This window comes from Sphingomonas hengshuiensis (assembly GCF_000935025.1).
Lineage (GTDB): Bacteria > Pseudomonadota > Alphaproteobacteria > Sphingomonadales > Sphingomonadaceae > Sphingomonas > Sphingomonas hengshuiensis.
This window is the reverse complement of record NZ_CP010836.1, coordinates 4,447,092-4,469,690: the sequence shown is the minus strand read 5'-3', so window position 1 is coordinate 4,469,690 and position 22,599 is coordinate 4,447,092. Positions and strand designations below refer to the sequence as shown.

Sequence of the window (22,599 nt, the reverse complement as noted above, 5' to 3'; positions counted from 1 at the left end):
TGCGCGAGAGCGCGCAGTTCAGGCGGGACCGCGACGCTTCAAAGCGGTCGCCCGTCGGTGTCCATCAGCACTTCGCGCCGACCGACATGGTCGGGGCGCGAGACCAGCCCGTCCTTCTCCATCCGCTCGATCAGCCGCGCCGCCGAATTATAGCCGACGCGGAGCTGGCGCTGGAGCCACGAGGTTGACGCCTTCTGGCTCTCCGCGACGAGCTGAGTCGCGCGGCGGTACAATTGGTCCTCGGGCGAATCGTCGCCATCGGGCGCACCGTCGAGCGTGAAGCCGCCATCCTCGGGCTCCTCGGTGACGGCGGTGATATAATCGGGCTCCCCCTGCGAGCGCCAGAAATCGGACACCGCCTGGACTTCGTCATCGCTGACGAACGGCCCATGGACGCGGACCACCTGCTTGCCGCCGGGCATGTACAGCATGTCGCCGCGGCCCAGCAGCTGTTCGGCGCCCTGTTCGCCCAGGATCGTGCGCGAATCGATCTTTGACGTGACGTGGAAGCTGATTCGCGTCGGCAGATTCGCCTTGATCACGCCGGTGATGACGTCGACCGACGGGCGCTGCGTCGCCATGATCAGGTGGATGCCCGCCGCGCGCGCCTTTTGCGCGAGCCGCTGGATCAGGAATTCTACTTCCTTGCCCGCGGTCATCATCAGGTCGGCGAGCTCGTCGACGATCACCACAATCTGCGGCAGCACCTGGAGGTCGAGCGTCTCCTCCTCATAGATCGGCTTGCCAGTGTCCTGGTCATAGCCGGTCTGGACCTTGCGCCCCAGCTTCTGCCCCTTGGCCTTGGCGGCGCGGACCTTGTCGTTGAAGCTCGCCAGGCTGCGGACGTTGACGCTCGCCATCATGCGATAGCGGTCCTCCATCTGCTCGACGGCCCATTTGAGCGCGCGCACCGCCTTGGGCGGATCGGTGACGACGTCGGCGAGCAGATGCGGGATGCCCTTGTACATGCTGAGCTCGAGCATCTTGGGATCGATCATGATCATCCGGCACTGTTCGGGGGTCAGCCGGTAGAGCAGCGACAGGATCATGCAGTTGAGCCCCACCGACTTGCCGGAGCCGGTGGTGCCGGCGACGAGCAGATGCGGCATCGGCGCGAGGTCGGCGATCACCGGCTCGCCCGCGATATTCTTGCCCAGCACCAAAGGCAGGCTCGCGCCCTGGTCCTCGAAGCTCTGGCTGCCGACCAGTTCGTGGAGGTTGACCGATTCGCGCCGGGCGTTGGGCAGCTCGATCCCGATCACGCTGCGCCCGGGGATCGTCGCGACGCGCGCGGAGATCGCGCTCATGTTGCGCGCAATGTCGTCGGCGAGCTGGATGACGCGGCTGGCCTTGATCCCGCTGGCGGGCTCCAGCTCGTACATCGTCACGACCGGGCCGGGGCGCACTTCGACGATCTGGCCCTTGACGTTGAAATCGTCGAGCACGCTTTCGAGCAGCCGGGCGTTGCGCTCCAGCGCGGCCTTGTCGATCGCGGCGTTGGAATTGGCGGGCGCGGCCTTGAGCAGGTCGAGCGGGGGCAGCTTGTAGCTGTCCTTGAAATCCAGGCTGGTCTGGGTCGGCGGCTTCGGCTTGGCCGGGGCGGGGGAAATGCCGCGATCGGAAATCACCGGGCCGGGACGATTGTCGGGCACGACGACCTTGCGCGGCTCGCGCGGGCCGGTCACCTCGCGCGTGCCCAGCGACTCGCGAAGCTCGGCGCGCAGCTCGGGGGCGGGGGGCGCCGCGAGCAGCGACGCCTTGCCGGCGGGCCGCAGGCTCGGCAGGCGGATACCGCGTTCGGGCAGGCTGAAGTCGAGGCTGCGCCACCACAGCCACAGCCCCGCGATCGCGAAGAGGCCGCCCAGTCCGCGCCCGGCCCAGAACGCCACTACCGGATCGCCCGCCAGCCCGATCGCCCAGTTGATCGCGCCCGCGATCGTCAGCCCGATCACGCCGCCCCAGCCCCCGACCAGCCACAGCACGGCATCGCTGGAGAAAAACGCCAGCGCCGCCGCGATCAGCACCGCGGCGATACTCACCCCGCGCAGCATCCGGCCCCAGTCGCCGATCGGGCGATCGAGCCACAGGCGGTGCGCCACGATCAGCCCGACCGGGGCGATCAGCACCACCGGCAGCCCCAGCGTGGCGAGCAGCAGATCGGCGGTCCACGCCCCCACCGGCCCCAGCAGGTTGCGCACCGGCGCGCCCGACGCGGTGTTCCACGACGGGTCCTGCGAATGATAGGTGAGCAGCGCCAGCACGACCGCGACCGTCGCCAGAAACAGCAGGGTGCCGCCGATCACTGCGCCGCTGCGGCGCGCGCCGGCTTTCATCGTGTCGCGAAACTGCGACGGTTGTGCCCGGGACGCCATCGGCCCAGCCTCCAGATTTTTCAGGGGTGCGGCCAAAGCATCGCCTGTGCGCAGTCCCGCGTCAAGGCTGTGCCCCTTTTGTTTTCGCGTGCCGCCCCGGCGGCGGGCTGGCAAGCCCCCCGCTTCCTGCTAAGGACCGGCGATGGAAAGCGCAGATGTCCTCATCCTCGGCGGCGGATTGGTGGGGAGCGCGCTTGCGGTCGCGCTCGACGCCCATGGCCTGACTTCGATCGTCATCGATCCCGCCGATCCCGAAACCATCCTGGCCGCAGCGCATGACGGCCGCGCCTCGGCGATCGCCAGCGCGCCGATGCGGATGTTCGACGCGATCGGCGTCGGCGAACGGCTGGCGGGAAAGGGTTGCCCGATCGAGGGGATTCGCGTCTCCGACGGGCTGGAACCCGGCAAGCTCGATTTCCTGCCGGCTGAGGGCGAGACGGCGCTTGGGCATATGTTCGAGAATCGCGTGCTTCGGACCGCGCTGCTCGAGGCCGCGCTGGCCGCGCCGCGCGCCGATGTGCGGATGCAGACGCGCGCGGTCTCGGTCGAGCGCGGAGAGTTCGGGGTGACGGCTTTGCTCGATTCGGGCGCCACCGTCCGCGCGCCGCTGCTGATCGCTGCCGAGGGCCGCGCCTCGCCGACGCGCGAGGCGGCGGGGCTCAAGGTCGCGCGCTGGAGCTATGACCATGCCGCGATGATCGCGACGATCGGCCACGAACATAGCCATGAGAACACCGCGTTCGAGATTTTCTACCCGCAGGGGCCGTTCGCGATTCTGCCGCTGCTCGACGACGAGAATGGCCATCGCTCGGCGATCGTGTGGACGGTAAAGGGCGAGGAAGCCGCGCCGATGCTGCGCATCTCGGAGCGCGCCTATCTCGCCGAAGTCGACAAAAGGATGGGCGGGTTCCTGGGGCGGCTCGGCAACCTCTCGCACCGGATGAGCTATCCGCTCGGCTTCCACCATGCCGCCTGGATCACTGCGCACCGACTCGCGCTGGTCGGCGATGCCGCGCATGGCATCCATCCGATCGCGGGGCAGGGGGTCAATGTCGGCTTCCGCGACGTCGCGACGCTGGTCGAGGTGCTGGTGGAGGGCAAAAGGCTGGGGCTGGACCTGGGCGATCCGCAATTGCTGGCGCGCTATCAGCGCTGGCGCGGGCTGGACACCTTCTCGGTCGCGCTGGCCACCGACGGGCTGACCCGGCTGTTCGGCATCCCCGGCAAGACCGCCGCAGCGGTGCGGCGATTCGGGCTGTCGGCGGTCGACAAGCTGCCCCCGCTCAAGCGCATGTTCATGGCCGAGGCGCGCGGCGAGAGCGGCGACGTGCCGAAATTGCTGCAGGGGGAGCGGGCGTAAGGGGGGCTACCACCCCTATTCCGTCATGCTGAACTTGGTTCAGCATCCATCGCGCAACACGCCCTGCACTCCCCTGTGGCGCCTTGGACCCTGAAACGAGTTCAGGGTGACGGCCCTCAATTAACGTCCACCCGCCGCCCCGCCTCCACCAGCAGCACCGGCACGCCGTCGCGCACCGGGTACGCAATCCCCGCTTCGTCCGACACCAGCTCGTCCGCCGGCGCGTCATAGCGCAACGGCGTCCGCGTCACCGGGCACACCAGCTTCTCCAGCAGCCACGGCTCGATCATTGCAGCGTCGCCGCGTCATCGCCGTCGTGGCGGCCGAAAAACTGCATGAGCTGGACGATCAGCCCGGCGCGGTCGGCCAGTGTCGGCGCCTCCAGCAGCGCCTGTTTGGATGCCACGTCGAACGGCGCGATCTGGGCGATGCCGTTGACCAGCGATTCGTCGTCGAGCTGCGTCACTGCTTCCCAATCGACGGCATAGCCCTGCACATCGGCAAAGCGCCGCGCCTCCATCTCCAGCGACGCGCGCTCGCCCAGCGCGAGCGGCGCGGCCTCGTCTGCGGGCTCCAGCTCGGCCTCGACCTGGCGGAACGGCGTCGCGACGTCGAGCTCGCGCAGGATCGTGAAGCGCGCCAGCCCCTCGAGCACGACGTTGAACCGCCCATCGGGCAGCGCCTCGACATCGGCGATCCGCCCGACACAGCCGACTTCGAACAGCGCGGGCGGATTGGCGGCATCGCGCGGCTGGACCATCCCGATTCGCCGGTCGCGGGCCAGCGCGTCGGATACCAGCGCCCGATAGCGCGGCTCGAAGATATGCAGCGGCAGGTGCATCCGTGGAAAGAGCAGCGCCCCGCCGAGCGGGAAGACCGACAGCCGCGTGATCGTCATCCGAACAGGATCGCCGAGAGCTTGCGCCGCTGCGCCGATACCCAGGGGTCCTCGAGCCCGACCGCCTCGAACAAGGTCAGCAGCCGCTGGCGCGCGGCGCCTTCGTTCCAGGCGCGATCCTCGGCGATCATCGCGAGCAACGTCGCGGCGGCGGCATCGCGGTCGCCCGCGGCCATCTGCCCGCCCGCCAGCTCGTAGCGCGCCTCCATCGCCCCCGTCGCGGCGGCCTCGGCGGCGAGCCCTGACAGGTCCTCGACCGGCTGCGCTTCCTTCGCCAGCGCGATTGCGGCGCGGGCGCTCGCAATTTCGGGCCCCTTGGCGTCGTCGGGCAGCGTCGCCAACGCGGCCTCCGCCTCTTCGATCCGGCCCAGCGCGATCAGCGCGCGCGCGCGCCCGGCGATCACCGCCGCATGCTCGGGCGCCATTTCGGCAAGCTGTTCGAACACCGACAGCGCCCGCGCGGGGTCGCCGTCGTGGAGCACCTGCTCGCCCATCGCGATCAGCGGCTCGAGCTCGGCTTCGGCAGAGGCTTCCTCGCCCGCCACCGGCAATTGGCGCAGGATCTGGTCGAGCATCGTGCGCAGCTGGGTCTCGGTGCGTGCGGTCGACAGGTCGGCGACCAGCTGGCCCTGGAACATCGCATAGACCGTGGGGATCGAGCGCACCTGGAACTGCGCGGCGATGAACTGGTTGGCGTCGACATCGACCTTGGCCAGCTTGACGCCCTTGGTCGCATAATCGGCGGCGACCTTTTCGAGCACCGGCGTCAGCGCCTTGCACGGACCGCACCATTCGGCCCAGAAATCGATCATCACCAGGCTGGTCATCGACGGTTCGACGACGTCGCGACGGAAGGCGTCGACGGCTTCCTTCTCGGCTGGGGACATTCCAAGCGTGGCCAAGGTGCGGCTCCTTCGGGGATTCGATCTGGGGGTCCGCCGCTATGTGGGGGCTGGCGCGGCTGGCGCCAAGCCTTTTCCCAATCGTGCATTGGGGGGTTGCGAACCCCCAAAGCCGGTGCTAGTGGCCGCGCCTCACCCGCCCGGTCCGCCGGGCAAGACGCCAGAGCGGGCGTAGCTCAGGGGTAGAGCACGACCTTGCCAAGGTCGGGGTCGAGGGTTCGAATCCCTTCGCCCGCTCCAGCGACTTTCAGGGCGGCGCCGTGTGCGCGCCCTGCCGGTGCTACCCACAGTACAGGTTGCTACTGCACCGTCGCATTGATGCGGCTCCGTTTCGTTACGGTCTTCGCACGATTCGCAAATCGGTATATCAGCCCGAGTCCCGGTCTGGAGCGATGGTGCGATGATGCATGCCTGCGTTGCCTTTCTGACGAGTGCGGTTCTGTTCCTGTCGCAGGCCGGCGGCACGCCACCGCCGGTGTCGGTGTGGCGCAATCCCAGCAACAGCGTCCATATCCGCGCCGCGCCCTGTGGCGCCGGGGTGATGTGCGCCACCGTGATCTGGGCCAATGACAAGGCAAAGGCCGACGCGCGGCGCGGCGGCACCGAGACGCTCATTGGCACCCAGCTCTTTCGCAACTTCAAGGCGACCGGCCGCAACCAGTGGAAGGGCGAAGTCTTCGTCCCCGATCTCAACCACACGTTCGGCGGCACCGTGACTCCGATCGACGACGACCATCTGCTCGGCAAGGGCTGCACGCTGTTCGGCACGGTCTGCAAGGAACAGATCTGGACGCGAATCCGCCAATAGCGACTTTTGCGCGACGGTGCGTTTCCAATTGCAACCCTTGTACCCGAAGCGCTCGGTTTCCAGATCCCATCCACACCGAGACCCGGCAGGGGGCCCGGCCTCATTTGGACAGATTGCTGCCACGTGCCTGCCCTGCGCGCACGCGATTGCGGCATTCGGCAAAGGGTAGATGGTATGAAGACCGTGATTTCGAGCGTGTTCGCCGCAATGCTGTTCGTGGTTCCGCTGTTCAGCAGCCAGGCATTTTCGGGCGAGCCGGTCGCCGCGCCGATCGCGAGCGAATGGCGCAATCCCAGCGACAGCGTCCATATCCGGCTCGATCGCTGCGACGGCGCGCTGTGCGGCACGGTGACCTGGGCGAGCCCCAAGGCGATTGCGGATGCCAAGCGCGGCGGGACCGATCAGCTGGTCGGCACGCGACTGTTCCGCAACCTCCAGCCCGCGGGCGACGGCGCGTGGAAGGGCAAGGTGTTCGTCCCCGACATCCGCAAGACCTTCGCCGGCACGATCGAGTTCAAGGACGGCGACAAGATGCTCGGCAAGGGCTGCGTGCTGTTCGGGCTGGTGTGCAAGGCGCAGACCTGGTCGCGAGTGAAGTAGGGCACCGTTTGGAGATGCGCCGTGGCGCATTTCGCGGCGCTGAGCGCGGCGGCGCTTTGGCCCGACGCAAAGCGCCGCTACGCTGGCCCGATGAAACACGGCATGATTCGCATCGGTATCGGCGGCTGGACGTTCGAGCCCTGGCGCGGGACCTTTTACCCCGAAGGTCTGACGCAGAAGCGCGAGCTCGAATTCGCGTCGCGCGCGCTGACCGCGATCGAAGTCAACGGCACCTATTATTCGAGCTTCAAGCCCGCGACCTTCGAAGGCTGGGCAAAGACGGTGCCCGATGGTTTCATCTTCACCGTCAAGGGCAGCCGCTTCGTCACCAACCGCAAGGTTCTGGCCGAGGCGGGCGAATCGGTGCAGCGCTTCGTGGGGCAGGGACTGACGGCGCTCGGCGACCGGCTGGGGCCGATCTTCTGGCAGTTCATGGCGACCAAGAAGTTCGACGCGCCCGATTTCCAGGCGTTTCTCGACCTGTTGCCGCGTAGCCAGGACGGCGTCGCGCTGCGCCATGCGATCCAGGTCCGCCACGAAAGCTTCGCGGTGCCCGAATTCGTCGCGATGTGCCGGGCGGCGGGGGTCGCGATCGTCTATGCCGATTCGCCCCAATATCCCGCGATCGCCGACATCACCGGCGACTTCGTCTATGCCCGGCTCGAGGCAGGCGAGGACGAGAACCCGCTTTGCTATCCCGAAGCCGAACTGCCGCGCTGGGTGGATGCTGCCCGGCTCTGGGCCGAGGGCGGGCGCCCCGATGGGCTGCCCTATGTGACCGAAGACGCGCCGCCAAAGACGCCGCGCGAAACCTTCGTCTTCTTCATCCACGGCGGCAAGGTCCGCGCGCCCGCCGCGGCGCAGGAGCTGATCCGGCGGTTGGGGTAGGGGGATATATGGCGAGAACGGACAGCGTGTTTTACGGTCCTTATGCGATTCGGGTAATGCGAATTGCCGGCGCGCATCAGGCCCAGATTTTTCGGGGACGGGTCACGATTGGGCCGCGTCATCACGGGGCTGCGCCCGATGAGGCTCTTGAGGCCGCGAAAATCTGGCTGGACAGGCGGGCGGAGGTCGAAGCCCGCGTTCGGGCGACCACCCATATTCCCTCTGTCGAGGCTTACCGCGAGGCGCTGTCCGTAATCGAGATCAACGCCGCCGAAACCGCAATGCTCGATGCGCATATTGCGGCGCCTCGCCACACTTTAACGGCCACTCAGCTTGCCGAAGCGGCGGGTTGGGATAGCTGGAGTTCCGCCAATCTCCATTATGGCCTGCTCGGGCGAAAGATTGCCGAAGCTATGCGGTGGACGCCGCCTCTCCGGCCCGACGGCACGGAAATATGGACGATGGCTATTGCAACGGGCCCTCATGACATCGAGGGGGGTGCGGAAATCGACATGGCCGGGCTCCTGGCCACTTACGAGAATGGCGGTCAGTTCGAGTGGGTGGTGCGTCCACAACTCGTCGAGGCTCTGACAGGATCGGCCTAGCCCGCCCGCCCCGGACTGGCCCGGTCCGCCACCATCCGCTCGCCGTCGATCACGATCGGGCTCGCCAGCCCCGGCAGCCCGTCGCGCTCGATCGCCATGCCGCGCGCGATCACCTGGGGGTCGGCGAAGACGTCGGCGACGGTGTTGATCGGCCCCGCGGGCACCCCGGCCTTTTCGAGCGCCTCGTACAGCTCGGCCTTGCCGCGATCGAGGATCGCACGCGCGAGCAGCGGGATCAGCGCGTCGCGATGCCCGACGCGCCCCGGATTGGTCGCGAACCGCGCATCGTCCGCCAGCGCCAGCCCCAGTACGCCGCACAGCTTGCGGAATTGCCCGTCATTGCCGACCGCGACGATCAGCTCGCCGTCGCGCGTCGCAAAGGCCTGGTAGGGCACCAGATTGGCGTGGCCATTGCCCATCCGGTGCGGCACGCGCCCGCTCGCCATCCAGTTGAGCGCCTGGTTCGCGAGCACCGAAACCTGCGTGTCGAGCAGCGCCATGTCGATATGCGCGCCCACGCCCTCCTGGTCGCGCCGCCGCAATGCCGCGAGGATGGCGACCGCCGAATAGACCCCGGTAAAGATATCTGCATAGGCGACGCCCGATTTCTGCGGGGGTCCATCGGGCTCGCCGGTCAGGCTCATCGCGCCGCCCATGCCCTGGATGATGAAGTCATATCCGGCGCGGCTCGCATAGGGGCCGGTCTGGCCGAAGCCGGTGATCGAGCAGACGATCAGCCGCGGGTGCGCCGCGCGCAACGTCGCCGGATCGAGCCCGTATTTGACCAGCCCGCCGACCTTGTAATTCTCCACCACGACATCGGCATCGGCGATCAGCGCGCGGACCTCGGCCTGGCCCTCTGGAGTCGCGATGTCGATCGCGCGCCCGGTCTTGCCGCGGTTGCAGGCGTGGAAATAGGCGGCGTCGCGATTCGCGCCCTCCGCGTCCTGCAGGAAGGGCGGCCCCCAATGGCGGGTATCGTCGCCCTCGCCGGGGCGCTCGATCTTGACCACCTCGGCGCCCAGATCGGCGAGCAGCTGCCCGCACCACGGCCCCGCCAGGATGCGCGCGAGTTCGACGACCCGGAGCCCGGCGAGCGGCTTCACCGGCGGATTTCGTACACGACATGCGGCCGCTCGACGCCCGCCATCACGCGGACATGCACGTCGGGGCGGAGCACGCCGCCGATCTTCTCCATCGCCCGGCGCGAGCGGATATTGTCCGCGCCGACCATGAAGGTCGCAGTCCCGACGAAGCGGTGGATATGCGCGAGCATCAGCGCCTTGATCTCGCGATTATACGCGCCGCCCCAATAGGCGCGGGCGATATAGGTCCAGCCGATCTCGATCTCGTCGGCCTCGGGCTCCCAGCAATCGTAACGCGACGACCCGATCACCGCGCCGCTCGCGCGGTCGAGGATCGTCAGCGCCCCGCCGCTCGCCAGCCCTGCATCGAAAAAGGCGTCGAACACCGGGCGTTGCCAGCGGTCATGCGCGGGATGAACTTCCCAGATCAGCCTGTCGCTGGCCACGGCGAACAGCGATTCGCGGTCGTCCTCGGTCATCGGGCGCAGAATCGTGCGATCGCCCTCCAGCACCGGCTGCCGATCGGGTGCCATCAGAGCGCCCTGATGCGGGCGACGGCCGTCACGTCACGCGCCCGTGCTGTCCGCCGGCGCTGCCGCGGCGGGCCCCGCGGGCGTCGCCGCGACTGCGGGCGATTCGATCGCCGCCTGCTCGACTTCGGCGAGTGCCTGGCGCGCGGCGACATAGCGCCGGGCGGCTGCGACCCAGCTCCCGCCGGCGTCGACTCCGGGCAGGTGCGCGACTTCCGCCAGCGCCGCCTCGACTTGCCCGGCCTCGAGCGATCGGCGCGCGCGGCGCAGGCGGTCGGCGGGGCGCGGGCTCGGCGAATCGGCCTGGCGGAGCACCACCAGGTCGCCCAGCATCCGCCGGGCATGGTTCCACAGGCTGTCGTCGGCGGCGCTCAGCAGCCGCGGCCCGATCGTGTCGAGCGCCACGCGCAGATCCTCGATCGTCACCGGCTCGGCGGCGGTGCGGACCAGCGTGTCGACGGCCTCGGCATGGCGTTCGCCGAATCGCTCGCGCAGTTGCGCCGCCAGTGGCCCCAGCGGCTGGCCGCGCTCGATCGCCCGGCGCGCCGCAAACGCGATCATCATCCGCTCGGCGCGCGTGGCATAGCTCGACGCGACGCGCGCGCTGCCATCGACGTCGCGGACGCGCAGCGAGAGCTGGTCGAGCTTGGCGGCGAGCTCGGCCTCGCGGGCATTCAACGTTGCCAGATCGGCGCCGCCCAGCGCGGCCTGTTGCGCGGCGGGCAGGGTTTGCGGCGTCACCACGACCGGCGCCGGCGTCGGCGCCGCGCCATAGGGAAGCCGTGCGCCCAGCTGGATTGCCCCGGCGGTCACGGCGATCCCGCCCAGAAAGGCGATGCCGCCGACGATCATCGGCGTGCGCGAACGGATCGGCGCAGCCGGTGGTTCGGGCGAGAAGGTCTCGTCGCTCATCGCCCCCTTATTCGCGTGCGCGCCGCTGCGGTCAATCGGCCAGCGCAATTGCGGCGTCGATCAGGTCGGGCAGCGCCGGGCTGGCGGCGATCGCGACGCGCGCCCATCCCGCGCCCGCCGCCTCGGCAGCGCGCGCGCCGACCGCGACGATCGCGATGTCGCCGCGCGCGACTCCCCCGGCATCGACCCATTCGCCCAGCCGCGCGCCCGCCCGCGCCGACTGGACCAGCGCCACCGTGCCGGCAAGCGCCCACGCCCCGGCGGCGTCGATCGGAATCGCGTCGCTGGCATAGACGGTCCGCATCGCCGCCACGATTCCCCCCACGGCCACGCTGCGCTCGCGCCCCGCCAGATGCAGTGCCCGGCGGACACCCGCCGCTTCAGCCTGTTCCAGCAGCGCCTCCGCCCCGGCCTCGCCGGTCGCGACGACCGTTAGCCCGGCATCGCGCGCGGCCCGCGCCGTCGCGGCCCCCACGGCATGCACCGGCAGCGCGGCCAGCCCCGCCAGCCCCGGCCCGGCATGGCGCACCGCATTGGCGCTGGTCAGGATCAGCGCGTCGAAATCCCCGGCGCGGGGCGCATCCCACGCCACCGCCTGCACCGCGAACAGCGGCAGCCGCAGCGCGCGCGCGCCCCGCGCCTCGATCGCCGCCGCCGTCGCGGCATTGCCCGGCTCGGGCCGCAGCACGGCGATCGTGCGGCTCACCCGTCGAACAGCCGCCGCACTGCTTCGGGCGCGCGCGCGAGCAAATCGGCGGCGAGTGCGGCGGGGACGCCCGCGTCGAGCGGCGCGCCCTCGATCTGCCCCGCGACATGTTCGCTGCCGTCCTCGCACAGCAATTCGGCGCGGATCGTCAGGATCGCCCCTTCGATCACCGCCAGCGCCGCCACCGGCGAATGGCAATCGGCCTTGAGCGCCGCGAGCAGTCCGCGCTCGGCCAGCACACAGCGATGCGTGATGGGGTCGTCGATCGCCGTCAGCAGCGTTTGGGCATGGCTGCCGTCGGCACGGCACTCGATCCCCACTGCGCCCTGCGCGGGGGCGGGGAGCATCGTGTCGACCGGAATCGCCGCGCCGACATCGTGCCGCCCCAGCCGCTCCAGCCCGGCGGCGGCGAGCAAGGTCGCATCGGCCTCGCCCGCCGCCAGCTTGGCGAGCCGCGTATCGACATTGCCGCGGAACAGGATGATCCGAAGGTCGGGGCGCAGCCGCTGCAATTGCGCGGCGCGGCGCGGCGAGCTGGTCCCGATCACCGCCCCCTGGCGCAACGCCTCGATCGAGTCGGCGCCCACGATCCGGTCGCGAATATCGGCGCGCGGCAGCATCGCGACGATCCGGATCGCCTCGGGGCGCACCGTCTCGACATCCTTCATCGAATGCACCGCGCAGTCGATCTCGCCGTCGAGCAGCGCGCGATCGAGTTCCTTGGTCCACAATGCCTTGCCGCCAATCTCGGCGAGCGCGCGGTCCTGGACCTTGTCGCCGGTGGTGCGGATCACCTGGATTGCGACGCTGTCGGGCGCCAGGCCGTGCGTGGCGATGAGCGCGTCGCGCACCATATGCGCCTGGGTAAGAGCCAGCGGCGAGCCGCGCGTGCCGATCCGGAATCCAGTCATAGCGCAGTGCTAGGATCGCCCGCGCCAAACGGCAATGGCCGGGTGCCGACTCCCGCGGCGCACGCGAAGGCGCGAAGCGCAGCAAAAACCGGCTTGGAGCGCGCGTCCGGGCCAAAAGCCACCCCAAAATCTTCGCGGCTTCGCGCCTTCGCGTGAAACCCCTTCTTCCTCCTCTGCGCCTCAGCGCCTCTGCGCGAACCCCTCCCTTCTTCTTGCTCCCGACCACCCCCCAAAATCGCCCCACCACTGGACCCAGCCGCCAGCGCGCCTAGATGGGAAGCATGGCATTGATCCTCGGCATCGAATCGAGCTGCGACGAAACCGCGGCGGCGCTGGTCGAAAGCGACGGCACGATCCGCGCGCACCAGCTCGCGCGGCAGGAGGACGCGCACCGCCCCTATGGCGGCGTCGTCCCCGAAATCGCCGCGCGCGCGCATGTCGAGGCGCTGGGCCCGCTGATCGAGGCGGCCTTGGCCGAAGCGGGGGTGACGCTCGACGATGTCGACGCGATCGCGGCCACGGCGGGGCCGGGGCTGATCGGCGGCGTGATGGTCGGGCTCGTCACCGGCAAGGCGCTGGCGCTGGCGGCGGGCAAGCCGCTGATCGCGGTCAACCATCTCGAGGGGCATGGCCTGTCGCCCCGGCTGGGCGACCGCAGCCTCGAATTCCCCTATCTGCTGCTGCTCGTCTCGGGCGGGCATTGCCAGCTGCTGCTGGTCGAGGGCGTCGGCGCCTATCGCCGGCTCGCGACGACGATCGACGATGCGGCGGGCGAAGCGTTTGACAAGACCGCCAAGCTGCTCGGACTGGGCTTTCCCGGCGGCCCCGCTGTCGAGGAAGCGGCCAGGCGCGGCAATCCCCGCGCAGTGCCGTTGCCGCGCCCGCTGGTCGGATCGGGCGAACCGCATTTCTCGTTCGCAGGCCTCAAGAGCGCCGTCGCCCGCGCCGTCGGCCAGCACAGCGCCGAGGATCTGGCGGCGTCGTTCCAGCAGGCCGTGGTCGACTGCCTCGTCGACCGCACTCGGCTGGCATTGCAGGGGGTCCGTCCCACCGCACTGGTGGTGGCGGGCGGCGTCGCCGCGAACAGCGCTGTCCGCACCGCGCTCGAATCGCTCGCGACCGAACACGGCCTGCGCTTCGTCGCGCCGCCGCTCTGGCTCTGCACCGACAATGCCGCGATGATCGCCTGGGCCGGCGCCGAACGCTTCGCCGCCGGGCTCACCGACCCGCTCGATTTTCCCGCGCGCCCCCGCTGGCCGCTTGACCCGGATGCCGAAAAGGTGCGCGGCGCAGGAGTGAAGGCATGAAGATCGGCGTCATCGGCGGCGGAGCCTGGGGCACGGCATTGGCGCAGGTCGCGGCGCGCGGCGGCGCCCCCGTGCTGCTCTGGGCGCGCGAGCCCGACGTGGTCGCGAGCATCAACGGCGCGAACCAAAACGCCGCCTTCCTCCCCGGCGTCGCGCTGTCGCCGTCGATCCGCGCGACGGGCAGCCTGGGTGCGCTTTCGGGCTGCGACGCGCTGTTGGTGGTGGCACCCGCCCAGCATGTCCGCGCCGTCCTCGCCGAAACCGCAGTCGGCGCCACCCCGCTGGTGCTCTGCGCCAAGGGGATCGAGGCGGGGACCAAGCTGCTCGTCGGCGAAGTCGCGCACCAGGTCGCGCCGCGCGCGCCGATCGCCGTGCTGTCGGGCCCGACCTTCGCGCACGAAGTCGCTGCGGGCAAACCCACTGCGGTCACGCTCGCGTGCGAGGACGAAGACCTGCGCACCCGGCTGGCCGAGCGGCTCGCGGGGCCGGCGTTTCGCCTCTATGCCTCGGGCGACGTGACCGGCGCGGAGATTGGCGGCGCAGTGAAGAACGTGCTGGCGATCGCGTGCGGCGTGGTCGAAGGCGCGGGGCTGGGGCTCAACGCCCGCGCCGCGCTGATCGCGCGCGGCTTTGCCGAGATGACGCGCTTCGGCCTCGCGCGCGGCGGGCAGGCGGAGACGCTGACCGGGCTGTCGGGGCTGGGCGACCTGGTGCTGACCTGTTCGTCGACCAATTCGCGCAACTTCTCGCTCGGAGTCGGGCTGGGCCAGGGCCGTCCCGCCGCGGAATTGCTGGGCGATCGCCGGACGGTGGCGGAGGGCGCGTTCACCGCCCCGGTGCTGCGCGAGGCGGCGGCCGATGCGGGCGTCGACATGCCGGTGACCGCGGCGGTGTGCGCGCTGCTCGAGGGCGCCGATGTCCGCGACGTGGTGGAGGCGTTGCTCAGCCGGCCGATGAAGGCCGAGTAATTACCCAATATGGGTAAATCTGACCCGAATATCCTCGAAATGGCCTAAACTTCGTAAACTTTAGGCCCGTTTTTTACCCCGCGCTCAGAAGTCGACGGCAATGCCCTTCAGCTCCCAGTCGCCATAGCGCGTGGGGTCCGTGCCCAGCGGATCGTCGGTCGCCTCGGCGGGTGCGGGCTGCGGCACCGGCGGGCTTTTGGACAGATATTCGGGTGGTTTCACATGGTCGGGGCGCTGGCCCATGGCATTGCCTCCTTGGCTGGTCGTCCCCACATTGGGCGCCAACGCAGCGGGGTTCAAGCGAATGGCACGCACGGGTTCCGCAATGGCCGCCAATCCGCTAGGTCGCCGCTGATTTGTCCCATCCTGCTCCCCAATCCGATGCGCCCGGTGTCCCCGCGCGCCGTGCCGCCCTCAAGCTGCTCGACGCCGTGCTGCGGCGCGGCCTTGCGCTCGAACAGGTGCTCGACAGCGCCGCGCAGGGGCTTGCCCCGAACGATCGCGGGCTCGCCCATGCGATCGCGGCAGAGACGCTGCGCCGGCTCCCCGATCTCGACGCGCTGATCGATTCGGCGACCCGCCAGCGGCTTCCCGACGATGCCAAGGCGCGGTTCGCGCTGCGCATCGCGCTGGTCCAGGCGCTCGCGCTCGGCACGCCCGGCCATGCCGCGATCTCCACCGTGCTGCCGCTGGTCGATGGCGGCCCGCGCAAGCTGGTCCATGGCGTGTTCGGCACGCTCGTCCGCTCGGGCGCGACCTTGCCCGAGCCGCCCGCGCTGCCCGACGCCGTCGCGCTGCGCTGGCACGCCGCCTGGGGCGACCAGATGATCGAGGATGCCGAGCGCGCCATCGCGGTGCCGCCGCCGATCGACCTGACGCTGCGCGATCCCGCACAGGCGCCCGACCTGCCCGGTGCGTCGCTGCTCCCCGGCCATTTGCGGCTGGAGGACAAGGCGGCGATTCCGACGCTGGACGGCTATGCCGAGGGCGGCTGGTGGGTGCAGGATCTCGCCGCCTCGATTCCCGCGCGGCTGATCGGCGCGGGAGCGGGGACTGCGCTCGACCTCTGCGCCGCGCCGGGCGGCAAGACGCTCCAGCTCGCCGCCGCCGGATGGGACGTGACCGCCGTGGACGTGTCCGACAACCGGCTCGCGCGGCTGCACGAGAATCTCGAGCGCACCGGGCTGTCGGCCAAAGTCGTCGCCGCCGATCTGCTGAGCTGGCAGCCCGACGCGCCCGCCGATGCCGTGCTGCTCGACGCCCCGTGCAGCGCCACCGGCATTTTCCGCCGCCACCCTGACGTGCTCCACCGCGTGCGCCCGTCGCAGATCGCCGAGATGGCCGCGCTCCAGGCGCAATTGCTGGCGCGCGCCGCGGACTGGGTAAAGCCCGGCGGCGTGCTCGTCTTCTCGACCTGCTCGCTCGAGCCGCGCGAGGGCGAGGGGCAGCTGGAAGCCTTCCTCGCCGCCCGCCCCGACTTCGCGATCGACTCGGTCCGCGCCGACGAGCTTCCCGAAGGGGTGGCGCCACGCGCCGATGGCAGCCTGCGCATCCTGCCTGGCATGTTGATCGACCAGGGCGGCGTCGACGGATTCTTCATCGCGCGATTGCGCCGGGCATAGTTGCCTGCGAGTCGGTGCATGCGTAAGGATTCGCGCATGTCCCCCGTCCGCATCGCTCCGTCCATCCTCTCCGCCGACTTCGCCCGCCTGGGCGAGGAAATACGCGCGATCGACGCGGCAGGCGCCGACTGGATCCATGTCGATGTAATGGATGGACATTTCGTCCCCAACATCACGATCGGCCCGGCGGTGATCAAGGCGCTGCGCCCCCACACGACCAAGCCGTTCGACGTCCATCTGATGATCGCGCCGGTCGATCCGCTGCTCGCCGCCTTTGCCGATGCGGGCGCCGACACGATCTCGGTCCATCCCGAATCGGGGCCGCACCTTCACCGCACGCTCCAGACGATCAAGGCGCTGGGCAAGCGCGCCGGGGTGGTGCTCAATCCCGCGACGCCGGTCGATGCGATCGATCATGTGATGGACCTGCTCGACCTCGTCCTGGTGATGAGCGTCAACCCCGGTTTCGGCGGGCAGAAGTTCATCGAGAGCCAGCTCGCCAAGATCGCGACGCTGCGCGCCCGGATCGATGCCTCGGGCCGGGCGATCGACCTCGAGGTCGATGGCGGCGTCGATCGCGAGACCGCGCCGCGGGTGATCGCGGCGGGCGCCGATGCGCTGGTCGCCGGGACCGCGACCTTCCAGGGCGGGCCGGATCACTATGCGGCGAATATCGCCGCGCTCCGCGGGTGAGCGAGGCGGCGCCCGATCCCGGCGCCGATGGCGTCGAGCCCGGCAAGCGGCTGGTCCGGCTGGGCGGCGAGCGCGGGCTCAGCCTCGCCGATCGCATCGCCGAACGCTTCCATCGCCTCAGCTGGGGCACCCCGCTCCACGCGATGCGGCTGAAAGGGCGGCACCCGCTCAAGCTGATCGCGGTCCCCGACGATCCGTTCTTCGGCGATGTCGAATGCGGCAACGCGCTGCTCGACGGCGTCGTCCGCCTCCGCGGCGAGGCGCGGGCGATCGATGCGATCGACTTTGCGCAGCCCGACTGGTCGCCCGGTTTCGACTTGTATCTCCAGAGTTTCGCCTGGCTCCGCGATCTGTCGAGCGTCACCACCCGCGCCGTCGGCGCCCCGATCGCCGAGGCGCTGACTCGGCGCTGGCTGACGGTCCATGCTGAAAAGATCAGCGATGCGGGGTGGCGCGCCGATCTATGGGGCCGCCGCATCCTGTTCTGGACGGCGCACGCCCCGCTGATCCTGTCGTCGGTCGACCTCGTCTATCGCTCGACCATGCTCCATGCGCTGGCCCGTGGCGCGCGCCATCTGGAGCGTGCCGCCGATCGCGCCCAGATCGGAGTGCCACGGATCGCCGCCTGGTGCGGGGTGCTCGCGGCCGGGCTGGTGATGCCCGGCGGCGATCCGCGCCGCGGCGTGGCGGAGGCGGGGCTGCGCCGTACGCTCGACCAGTCGGTGTTCGAGGATGGCGGCACGGTGGCGCGGTCGCCCGCGGTCCATCTGGAGGCGATCCAGCTGCTGACGATGCTCGCCGAGGCCTATGGCGCACGCCGGCTCGAGCCGCCCGAGTTCCTCACCGCGACGATCGCGCGGATGGTCACCGCGCTGCTCGGGGTGTGCCACGGCGATCGCGGGCTGGCGAGCTGGCAGGGCGCGGGGCCGATTGCGGGCGATGTCATCGCGCAGACGATCGAGGCGACGGGGGTCCGCACCCGCCCGCTCAAACAGGCGCGCGAATGGGGGTATCAGCGGCTGGCCGCGGGGCAGACCGTCGCGATCTTCGACGCCGCGCCGCCGCCGCTGGCGCGGCTGGTGGAGGGTGGCTGCGCATCGACGCTGGCGTTCGAGCTGTCCGACGGATCGCACCGCATCGTCGTCAATTGCGGCGGCGCGGGCATGGTCCTCGCTCCGGCCCGCGCCGCGCTGGCCGAGGGGCTGCGCACCACCGCCGCGCATTCGACGCTGACGCTGGCCGACAGCAATTCGACTGCGATTCATCCCGATGGCACGCTGGGCCGCGGCGTGATCGAAGTCGAGCTTGCCCGGCAGGAGACCGACAATGGCAGCCGCGTCGAGGCGAGCCATGACGGCTTTGCCCGGCGCTTCGGCTTCGTCCATCGCCGCGTGCTCGCGCTGTCGCATGACGGGCGCGACCTGCGCGGCGAGGACCTGCTGCTCCCCGCCGCTCGCCGCAGGCAGAAGGCGGCGACGCCGTTCACCGTGCGCTTCCACCTCCACCCGCAGGTCGAGATCATGCCCACCGCCGACGGGCTCGCCGCGATCCTGCGCACGCCCGATGGGCATCTCTGGCAGTTCCGGTGCAAGGGCGCGGCGCTCGCGATCGAGGACAGTTTGTGGATCGACTCGCACGGGCGCCCGCTGCCGGGACAGCAGCTGGTGATGACCGGCGCGACTCCGCCCGGCGGCGCCAATGTCAGCTGGCTGTTCCACCGCGCCAAATAGGGCAAATTAGGGGTTGCCCCGACGCGCATGATCCGGAAGAGGGCCGCGCATGGATCAGGTCAGCATCAAGCGCGCACTCCTCTCGGTCTCCGACAAGACCGGGATCGTCGAACTCGCCCAGGCGCTCGCGGCGCAGGGCGTCGAACTCGTCTCCACCGGCGGCACCGCCCAGGCATTGCGCGCCGCCGGGCTGGAGGTGCGCGACATCTCCGACCTGACCGGCTTCCCGGAGATGATGGACGGCCGGGTCAAGACGCTGCACCCCAATGTCCATGGCGGGCTGCTCGCGATCCGCGGCAATGCCGATCACGAAGCATCGATGGCCGAGCATGCGATCGCCCCGATCGACCTGGTCGTCGTGAACCTCTATCCCTTTGCCGAGACGGTGGCGCGCGGCGCGGATCGCGACACGATCATCGAGAATATCGACATTGGCGGCCCGTCGATGGTGCGCTCGGCGGCGAAGAACCATGAATCGGTCGCGATTGTCACCGATCCCGCCGATTATCCGCTCGTGTCGGGCGGCACGACGACGCTGGCGCAGCGCCGCAAGTTCGCGGCCAAGGCCTATGCCGCCACTGCCACCTATGATTCGATGATCGCCAGCTGGTTCGCGATGGCCGATCAGGGCGAGGCGTTTCCCGAGACGCTGCACCTCGCGCTCCGCCGGGGCGGCGAGCCGCTGCGCTATGGCGAGAACCCGCACCAGAGCGCGGCCTTCTATGCCCATGCCGGCCCCACCGCGCGCGGCATCGGCCAGGCCGAACAGCTCCAGGGCAAGGCGCTGAGCTACAATAATTATAACGACGCCGACGCCGCGCTGGAGCTGATCTCCGAGTTCCGCGACGGCCCGCCGACGGTGGTGATCGTCAAGCACGCCAATCCCTGCGGCGTCGCCAGCGCGGACACGCTGGCCGAGGCTTATGCGGCGGCGTTCGCGTGCGACACGGTATCGGCGTTCGGCGGGATCATCGCGGTCAACCGCCCGCTGGATCGCGCGACGGCAGAGGCGATCACCGGCATCTTCACCGAAGTCGTGGTGGCGCCGGATGCGGACGCGGACGCCCGCGCGCTGTTCGCCGCGAAGAAGAATCTCCGCCTGCTCCTCACCGGCGACCTGCCCAATCCGGCGCGCCCCGGCATGACCGCCAAGTCGATCACCGGCGGCTGGCTGGTTCAGGGTCGCGACAACGGCATCCTGACCCGCGACGCGCTGAAGGTCGTGACCAAGCGCCAGCCGACCGAACAGGAACTCGCCGACTGCCTGTTCGCCTGGACGGTGGCCAAGCACGTCAAGTCGAACGCGATCGTCTATGCCAGCGGCGGCAGCACCGCGGGCATCGGCGCGGGCCAGATGAACCGCCTCGAAAGCGCGCGCATCGCCGCATGGAAGGCGCGCGACGCCGCCGAAAAGGCCGGCTGGGCACAGCCGCGCACGATCGGCTCCGCGGTCGCCTCGGACGCCTTTTTCCCCTTCGCCGACGGGCTGCTCGCCGCAGTCGAAGCCGGCGCGACCGCCGTGATCCAGCCGGGCGGATCGATCCGCGACGAAGACGTGATCGCGGCGGCCGACGAAGCGGGCCTCGCGATGGTGTTCACGGGCATGCGCCACTTCCGCCACTGAGCGGGTCGCACCCGGCGAGGCAGCATCGGTGGGGTGCTACCGGACCGGGCAGCGACGTGCCGGCGTGAGGCGTATATTCCTGTGCGTCAGGGGGCGGTCCACGTCGCCATCGTCCGTGCTGATCGTGACAGTCCCCTTGAAGGTGGCGGGCACGCCATTGCCGGGCACGCCAATGTCTTCCTTCTGCACGGCGCCGTGGAGAGTCACGAGTATGAAGGACTGGAGCGCCTTTGGGCTGGCGGTATTGAACCAGGTCACGCCCTGACTTCCAATCCCCGCTATCTCTCCGTCTGGCGTCGCGCTGCTCCCCGCCCTGATGCGCCATCCGGGGGGTATGCGGCAGACGGCCTCAAACTCCACGCCCCAGGTCTTGACCGAAAATGCCTCGATGCTCTCCGTATCGCTGAGCGGTATGTTCCCAACGGAGAGGAGATAGCTGCGCGGGTGGTCGCTGGGTGCGGCACCGATCAACAGCAATGCCAGAGGCAGCAGGCGCTTCATTCGCATACGCTCCACCATAGCTGCGGCAACCGCAGCGAATGCCACCATAGGACAGCGACGGACCGCTCGGCTACAGTTTCTCCATCACCGGCAGCGTCGCCTCGTCTACCCCCGGCATCTTGCGGAACAGCGATCGGTCCTCGGGGCCGAAGCCGAAGCGGATGATGACGAACAAATAGGTCGCGACGATCGCCGGGATCCCCAGGCTCAGCTCGGCCCATTCATAGCGGGCGGGGAGCGAGGTGAATGCGGCGCCGACCAGCGCGGAGACGGCCATCGCGCCGAACAGGCTAGGGCGCACGCGCAGCACCGACGCGCCGAGCAGCCGCCGCAGCAGGATCGCCTTCACCGCCGACCCGATCGTCACCGAGATCGCCAGCGCCACGGCGGGCCCGACCGCCTGCCACGCCTCGGGCCAGCCCTGGGTGCGCGCGATCACCACGAAGGCGAAGCTCAACGCGATCTGGAGCAGCAGCACGCATAGCGAGATCATCAGGTTGCGATGCCGCGCGATATAGATCAGCGCCGTCTCGCACACCGCTCCCGTGGAGGCGAACACCTCGGCCACCAGCAGGATGCACAGCGCGCCTGCGCCCGCGACGAATTCGGGGCCGATCAGCCCCATCACGCCCTCGGCAGGGATGGCGAACACCACCAGCAGCGCGGCCTGTGCGCCGGTGATCCAGAATCCGACCTGGCGCACCTGGTTCGCCACCGCCGCACGGTCGTTCGCCGCCAGGCTCTGGGTGATGACCGGCCCCAGGATCGGGTCGAAGCTGGACTTCAGCCGCTGCGGCACCGACACCACCTGCTGCGCCATGTAATAGATGCCGACCACGCTGGGCGCGAACAACAGCCCCAGGATGAAGCGATCGACGTTGCGCGTCGCCCATTCGATCGTGTCGGCCCCCGCCAGCGGCGCATTGCGGCGTGCAAGCGCCCAGATGTCGGCAGGCCGGGGCCGCCATCCGCGCGGCATTCCATATTCGCGCACGAACGGCACGATCGATGCGACCAGCGCCGCGACCATCGACACGACATAGGCCAGGATCAGCCCGTCGCGCGCCGATACGAACGAAAAGCCCCAGGCGGCGATGCTGATCACCCAGGGCTCGATGATCGCGCGCGCCGTCACCGATGCGCGGATATTGTGGCGATAGGCGAGCGCCGACAGCGACACGTCCGACGCCGCGACCGCGAACACCACCAGCGGCAACAGCCGTTCCAGCCCGATGATCTCGCTGTTGGGGTACATCGCCTGCGGAAACAGCATCAGCACGCCGCACGCGACTGCCGAGGCAAGCAGCGCCACCACCATCGCATCCCACACAACATGCGCATGCGGCCGGTCGGTGGACGACAGCGCCTGTGCCAGCCCGCGCTTCAGCCCCAACGTCGCGAACAGCGCGGCGACTTCGATCACCAGCACGACGATCGCATAGCGCCCGACGATGTCCGGGCCATAGACGCGCCCCGCAATGAACAGGAAGGGCAGCCGCGCGACCAGCCGCAGGATGAAGCCCAGCATGTTGGTGCGCCCGCCCTTGGCCAGCGCGGCGATGTCCTGCGACCCGCTG

At 69.7% G+C, this 22,599-nt stretch carries 23 protein-coding genes and 1 tRNA gene; 12 read left to right on the top strand and 12 right to left on the bottom strand.

From position 1 onward, the window contains the following. Window positions 1-38: 38 nt before the first annotated feature. A complete protein-coding gene (locus TS85_RS20410; protein WP_044334678.1) occupies window positions 39-2,372 on the bottom strand; it encodes a DNA translocase FtsK in 2,334 nt (777 codons plus the stop codon). Window positions 2,373-2,514: 142 nt separating this feature from the next. On the opposite strand from TS85_RS20410, the gene TS85_RS20405 reads away from it, so the two are divergent. Beyond that, the gene (locus TS85_RS20405; protein WP_044334676.1) at window positions 2,515-3,732 is read left to right on the top strand and encodes an FAD-dependent monooxygenase; all 1,218 of its coding nucleotides are present in this window, start codon (window positions 2,515-2,517) and stop codon (window positions 3,730-3,732) included. 116 nt (window positions 3,733-3,848) lie between these two features. Here TS85_RS20405 and TS85_RS24880 read toward each other — a convergent pair whose 3' ends face one another. The 3 genes from TS85_RS24880 to TS85_RS20395 are packed head-to-tail and all read right to left on the bottom strand — an operon-like array spanning window position 3,849 to window position 5,517. Beyond that, window positions 3,849-4,022, bottom strand: a complete 174-nt coding sequence (locus TS85_RS24880) for a Trm112 family protein (RefSeq protein ID WP_077228719.1) — start codon at window positions 4,020-4,022, stop codon at window positions 3,849-3,851. Further along, a complete protein-coding gene (locus TS85_RS20400) occupies window positions 4,019-4,630 on the bottom strand; it encodes an LON peptidase substrate-binding domain-containing protein (protein ID WP_044334674.1) in 612 nt (203 codons plus the stop codon). The genes TS85_RS24880 and TS85_RS20400 overlap by 4 nt, the downstream gene beginning before the upstream one ends. After that, window positions 4,627-5,517, bottom strand: coding sequence for a tetratricopeptide repeat protein (locus TS85_RS20395; RefSeq protein WP_044334672.1), 891 nt, complete (start codon window positions 5,515-5,517; stop codon window positions 4,627-4,629). Before TS85_RS20395 ends, TS85_RS20400 begins: the two co-directional genes overlap by 4 nt. A gap of 180 nt (window positions 5,518-5,697) precedes the next feature. On the opposite strand from TS85_RS20395, the gene TS85_RS20390 reads away from it, so the two are divergent. From TS85_RS20390 to TS85_RS20370, 5 genes are all read left to right on the top strand, one after another. Continuing rightward, a tRNA-Gly gene (locus TS85_RS20390) sits at window positions 5,698-5,772 on the top strand. Between the two features lie 160 nt (window positions 5,773-5,932). Beyond that, window positions 5,933-6,340 carry a DUF2147 domain-containing protein gene (locus TS85_RS20385; protein ID WP_173426250.1) on the top strand — a complete coding sequence of 136 codons (408 nt, stop codon included), beginning with the start codon at window positions 5,933-5,935 and terminating at the stop codon, window positions 6,338-6,340. A 174-nt stretch (window positions 6,341-6,514) separates the two neighbouring features. Then, window positions 6,515-6,940, top strand: a complete 426-nt coding sequence (locus TS85_RS20380) for a DUF2147 domain-containing protein (RefSeq protein ID WP_227698554.1) — start codon at window positions 6,515-6,517, stop codon at window positions 6,938-6,940. Between the two features lie 90 nt (window positions 6,941-7,030). Continuing rightward, on the top strand, window positions 7,031-7,828 hold the full coding sequence (locus TS85_RS20375) for a DUF72 domain-containing protein (RefSeq protein ID WP_044336702.1): 798 nt from the start codon (window positions 7,031-7,033) through the stop codon (window positions 7,826-7,828). Window positions 7,829-7,836: 8 nt separating this feature from the next. Next, window positions 7,837-8,433: a hypothetical protein gene (locus TS85_RS20370; RefSeq protein ID WP_155006503.1), complete on the top strand. Its 597-nt coding sequence runs from the start codon at window positions 7,837-7,839 to the stop codon at window positions 8,431-8,433. Here the strand turns inward: TS85_RS20370 and TS85_RS20365 are convergent. The 5 genes from TS85_RS20365 to hemC are packed head-to-tail and all read right to left on the bottom strand — an operon-like array spanning window position 8,430 to window position 12,577. Then, window positions 8,430-9,539, bottom strand: coding sequence for a CaiB/BaiF CoA transferase family protein (locus tag TS85_RS20365; RefSeq protein ID WP_044334671.1), 1,110 nt, complete (start codon window positions 9,537-9,539; stop codon window positions 8,430-8,432). The genes TS85_RS20370 and TS85_RS20365 overlap by 4 nt on opposite strands. Then, window positions 9,536-10,051, bottom strand: coding sequence for a GNAT family N-acetyltransferase (locus tag TS85_RS20360; RefSeq protein WP_044334669.1), 516 nt, complete (start codon window positions 10,049-10,051; stop codon window positions 9,536-9,538). Before TS85_RS20360 ends, TS85_RS20365 begins: the two co-directional genes overlap by 4 nt. Window positions 10,052-10,084: 33 nt before the next feature. Next, on the bottom strand, window positions 10,085-10,960 hold the full coding sequence (locus TS85_RS20355) for a hypothetical protein (protein ID WP_044334667.1): 876 nt from the start codon (window positions 10,958-10,960) through the stop codon (window positions 10,085-10,087). A 31-nt stretch (window positions 10,961-10,991) separates the two neighbouring features. After that, window positions 10,992-11,666 (bottom strand): uroporphyrinogen-III synthase, encoded by a 675-nt coding sequence (locus TS85_RS20350; protein ID WP_044334666.1) that lies wholly within the window; start codon window positions 11,664-11,666, stop codon window positions 10,992-10,994. Beyond that, window positions 11,663-12,577 (bottom strand): hydroxymethylbilane synthase, encoded by a 915-nt coding sequence (hemC, locus tag TS85_RS20345; protein WP_044334664.1) that lies wholly within the window; start codon window positions 12,575-12,577, stop codon window positions 11,663-11,665. Before hemC ends, TS85_RS20350 begins: the two co-directional genes overlap by 4 nt. Window positions 12,578-12,858: 281 nt before the next feature. Here hemC and tsaD point away from each other — a divergent pair, with 281 nt between their 5' ends. Next, a complete protein-coding gene (tsaD, locus tag TS85_RS20340; RefSeq protein WP_044336700.1) occupies window positions 12,859-13,884 on the top strand; it encodes a tRNA (adenosine(37)-N6)-threonylcarbamoyltransferase complex transferase subunit TsaD in 1,026 nt (341 codons plus the stop codon). Continuing rightward, a complete protein-coding gene (locus tag TS85_RS20335; RefSeq protein WP_044334662.1) occupies window positions 13,881-14,852 on the top strand; it encodes an NAD(P)H-dependent glycerol-3-phosphate dehydrogenase in 972 nt (323 codons plus the stop codon). Before tsaD ends, TS85_RS20335 begins: the two co-directional genes overlap by 4 nt. 84 nt (window positions 14,853-14,936) lie before the next feature. Here the strand turns inward: TS85_RS20335 and TS85_RS20330 are convergent, their stop codons facing one another. Beyond that, on the bottom strand, window positions 14,937-15,095 hold the full coding sequence (locus TS85_RS20330) for a DUF1674 domain-containing protein (RefSeq protein ID WP_077228879.1): 159 nt from the start codon (window positions 15,093-15,095) through the stop codon (window positions 14,937-14,939). Window positions 15,096-15,208: 113 nt separating this feature from the next. Between TS85_RS20330 and TS85_RS20325 the strand changes: the two genes are divergently transcribed. The 4 genes from TS85_RS20325 to purH are packed head-to-tail and all read left to right on the top strand — an operon-like array spanning window position 15,209 to window position 20,521. Beyond that, the gene (locus TS85_RS20325; RefSeq protein ID WP_044334660.1) at window positions 15,209-16,474 is read left to right on the top strand and encodes an RsmB/NOP family class I SAM-dependent RNA methyltransferase; all 1,266 of its coding nucleotides are present in this window, start codon (window positions 15,209-15,211) and stop codon (window positions 16,472-16,474) included. A gap of 36 nt (window positions 16,475-16,510) precedes the next feature. Next, window positions 16,511-17,167, top strand: coding sequence for a ribulose-phosphate 3-epimerase (gene rpe / locus TS85_RS20320; protein ID WP_044336699.1), 657 nt, complete (start codon window positions 16,511-16,513; stop codon window positions 17,165-17,167). Beyond that, window positions 17,164-18,897 (top strand): heparinase II/III family protein, encoded by a 1,734-nt coding sequence (locus TS85_RS20315; RefSeq protein WP_044334659.1) that lies wholly within the window; start codon window positions 17,164-17,166, stop codon window positions 18,895-18,897. Before rpe ends, TS85_RS20315 begins: the two co-directional genes overlap by 4 nt. 49 nt (window positions 18,898-18,946) lie before the next feature. Further along, on the top strand, window positions 18,947-20,521 hold the full coding sequence (purH, locus tag TS85_RS20310) for a bifunctional phosphoribosylaminoimidazolecarboxamide formyltransferase/IMP cyclohydrolase (RefSeq protein WP_044334658.1): 1,575 nt from the start codon (window positions 18,947-18,949) through the stop codon (window positions 20,519-20,521). Window positions 20,522-20,557: 36 nt separating this feature from the next. On the opposite strand, the gene TS85_RS20305 is transcribed toward purH, so the two are convergent. Beyond that, window positions 20,558-21,022, bottom strand: coding sequence for a hypothetical protein (locus tag TS85_RS20305; protein WP_155006502.1), 465 nt, complete (start codon window positions 21,020-21,022; stop codon window positions 20,558-20,560). 70 nt (window positions 21,023-21,092) lie between these two features. After that, on the bottom strand, window positions 21,093-22,550 hold the full coding sequence (locus TS85_RS20300; protein ID WP_173426288.1) for a lipopolysaccharide biosynthesis protein: 1,458 nt from the start codon (window positions 22,548-22,550) through the stop codon (window positions 21,093-21,095). Window positions 22,551-22,599: the final 49 nt, after the last annotated feature.

Excerpts from the sequence above, each read along its gene's own strand:
- TS85_RS20330 (WP_077228879.1), bottom strand. The coding sequence starts at position 15,095 with ATGGGCCAGCGCCCCGACCATGTGAAACCACCCGAATATCTGTCCAAA.
- TS85_RS20400 (WP_044334674.1), bottom strand. The coding sequence starts at position 4,630 with ATGACGATCACGCGGCTGTCGGTCTTCCCGCTCGGCGGGGCGCTGCTC.
- TS85_RS20395 (WP_044334672.1), bottom strand. The coding sequence starts at position 5,517 with ATGTCCCCAGCCGAGAAGGAAGCCGTCGACGCCTTCCGTCGCGACGTC.
- TS85_RS20360 (WP_044334669.1), bottom strand. The coding sequence starts at position 10,051 with ATGGCACCCGATCGGCAGCCGGTGCTGGAGGGCGATCGCACGATTCTG.
- TS85_RS20375 (WP_044336702.1), top strand. The coding sequence starts at position 7,031 with ATGAAACACGGCATGATTCGCATCGGTATCGGCGGCTGGACGTTCGAG.
- TS85_RS20380 (WP_227698554.1), top strand. The coding sequence starts at position 6,515 with ATGAAGACCGTGATTTCGAGCGTGTTCGCCGCAATGCTGTTCGTGGTT.
- TS85_RS20370 (WP_155006503.1), top strand. The coding sequence starts at position 7,837 with ATGGCGAGAACGGACAGCGTGTTTTACGGTCCTTATGCGATTCGGGTA.
- TS85_RS20410 (WP_044334678.1), bottom strand. The coding sequence starts at position 2,372 with ATGGCGTCCCGGGCACAACCGTCGCAGTTTCGCGACACGATGAAAGCC.
- TS85_RS20300 (WP_173426288.1), bottom strand. The coding sequence starts at position 22,550 with ATGCTGGGCTTCATCCTGCGGCTGGTCGCGCGGCTGCCCTTCCTGTTC.
- purH (WP_044334658.1), top strand. The coding sequence starts at position 18,947 with ATGGATCAGGTCAGCATCAAGCGCGCACTCCTCTCGGTCTCCGACAAG.
- TS85_RS20305 (WP_155006502.1), bottom strand. The coding sequence starts at position 21,022 with ATGAAGCGCCTGCTGCCTCTGGCATTGCTGTTGATCGGTGCCGCACCC.
- TS85_RS20385 (WP_173426250.1), top strand. The coding sequence starts at position 5,933 with ATGATGCATGCCTGCGTTGCCTTTCTGACGAGTGCGGTTCTGTTCCTG.
- tsaD (WP_044336700.1), top strand. The coding sequence starts at position 12,859 with ATGGCATTGATCCTCGGCATCGAATCGAGCTGCGACGAAACCGCGGCG.
- hemC (WP_044334664.1), bottom strand. The coding sequence starts at position 12,577 with ATGACTGGATTCCGGATCGGCACGCGCGGCTCGCCGCTGGCTCTTACC.
- TS85_RS20355 (WP_044334667.1), bottom strand. The coding sequence starts at position 10,960 with ATGAGCGACGAGACCTTCTCGCCCGAACCACCGGCTGCGCCGATCCGT.
- TS85_RS20335 (WP_044334662.1), top strand. The coding sequence starts at position 13,881 with ATGAAGATCGGCGTCATCGGCGGCGGAGCCTGGGGCACGGCATTGGCG.
- TS85_RS24880 (WP_077228719.1), bottom strand. The coding sequence starts at position 4,022 with ATGATCGAGCCGTGGCTGCTGGAGAAGCTGGTGTGCCCGGTGACGCGG.
- TS85_RS20405 (WP_044334676.1), top strand. The coding sequence starts at position 2,515 with ATGGAAAGCGCAGATGTCCTCATCCTCGGCGGCGGATTGGTGGGGAGC.
- rpe (WP_044336699.1), top strand. The coding sequence starts at position 16,511 with ATGTCCCCCGTCCGCATCGCTCCGTCCATCCTCTCCGCCGACTTCGCC.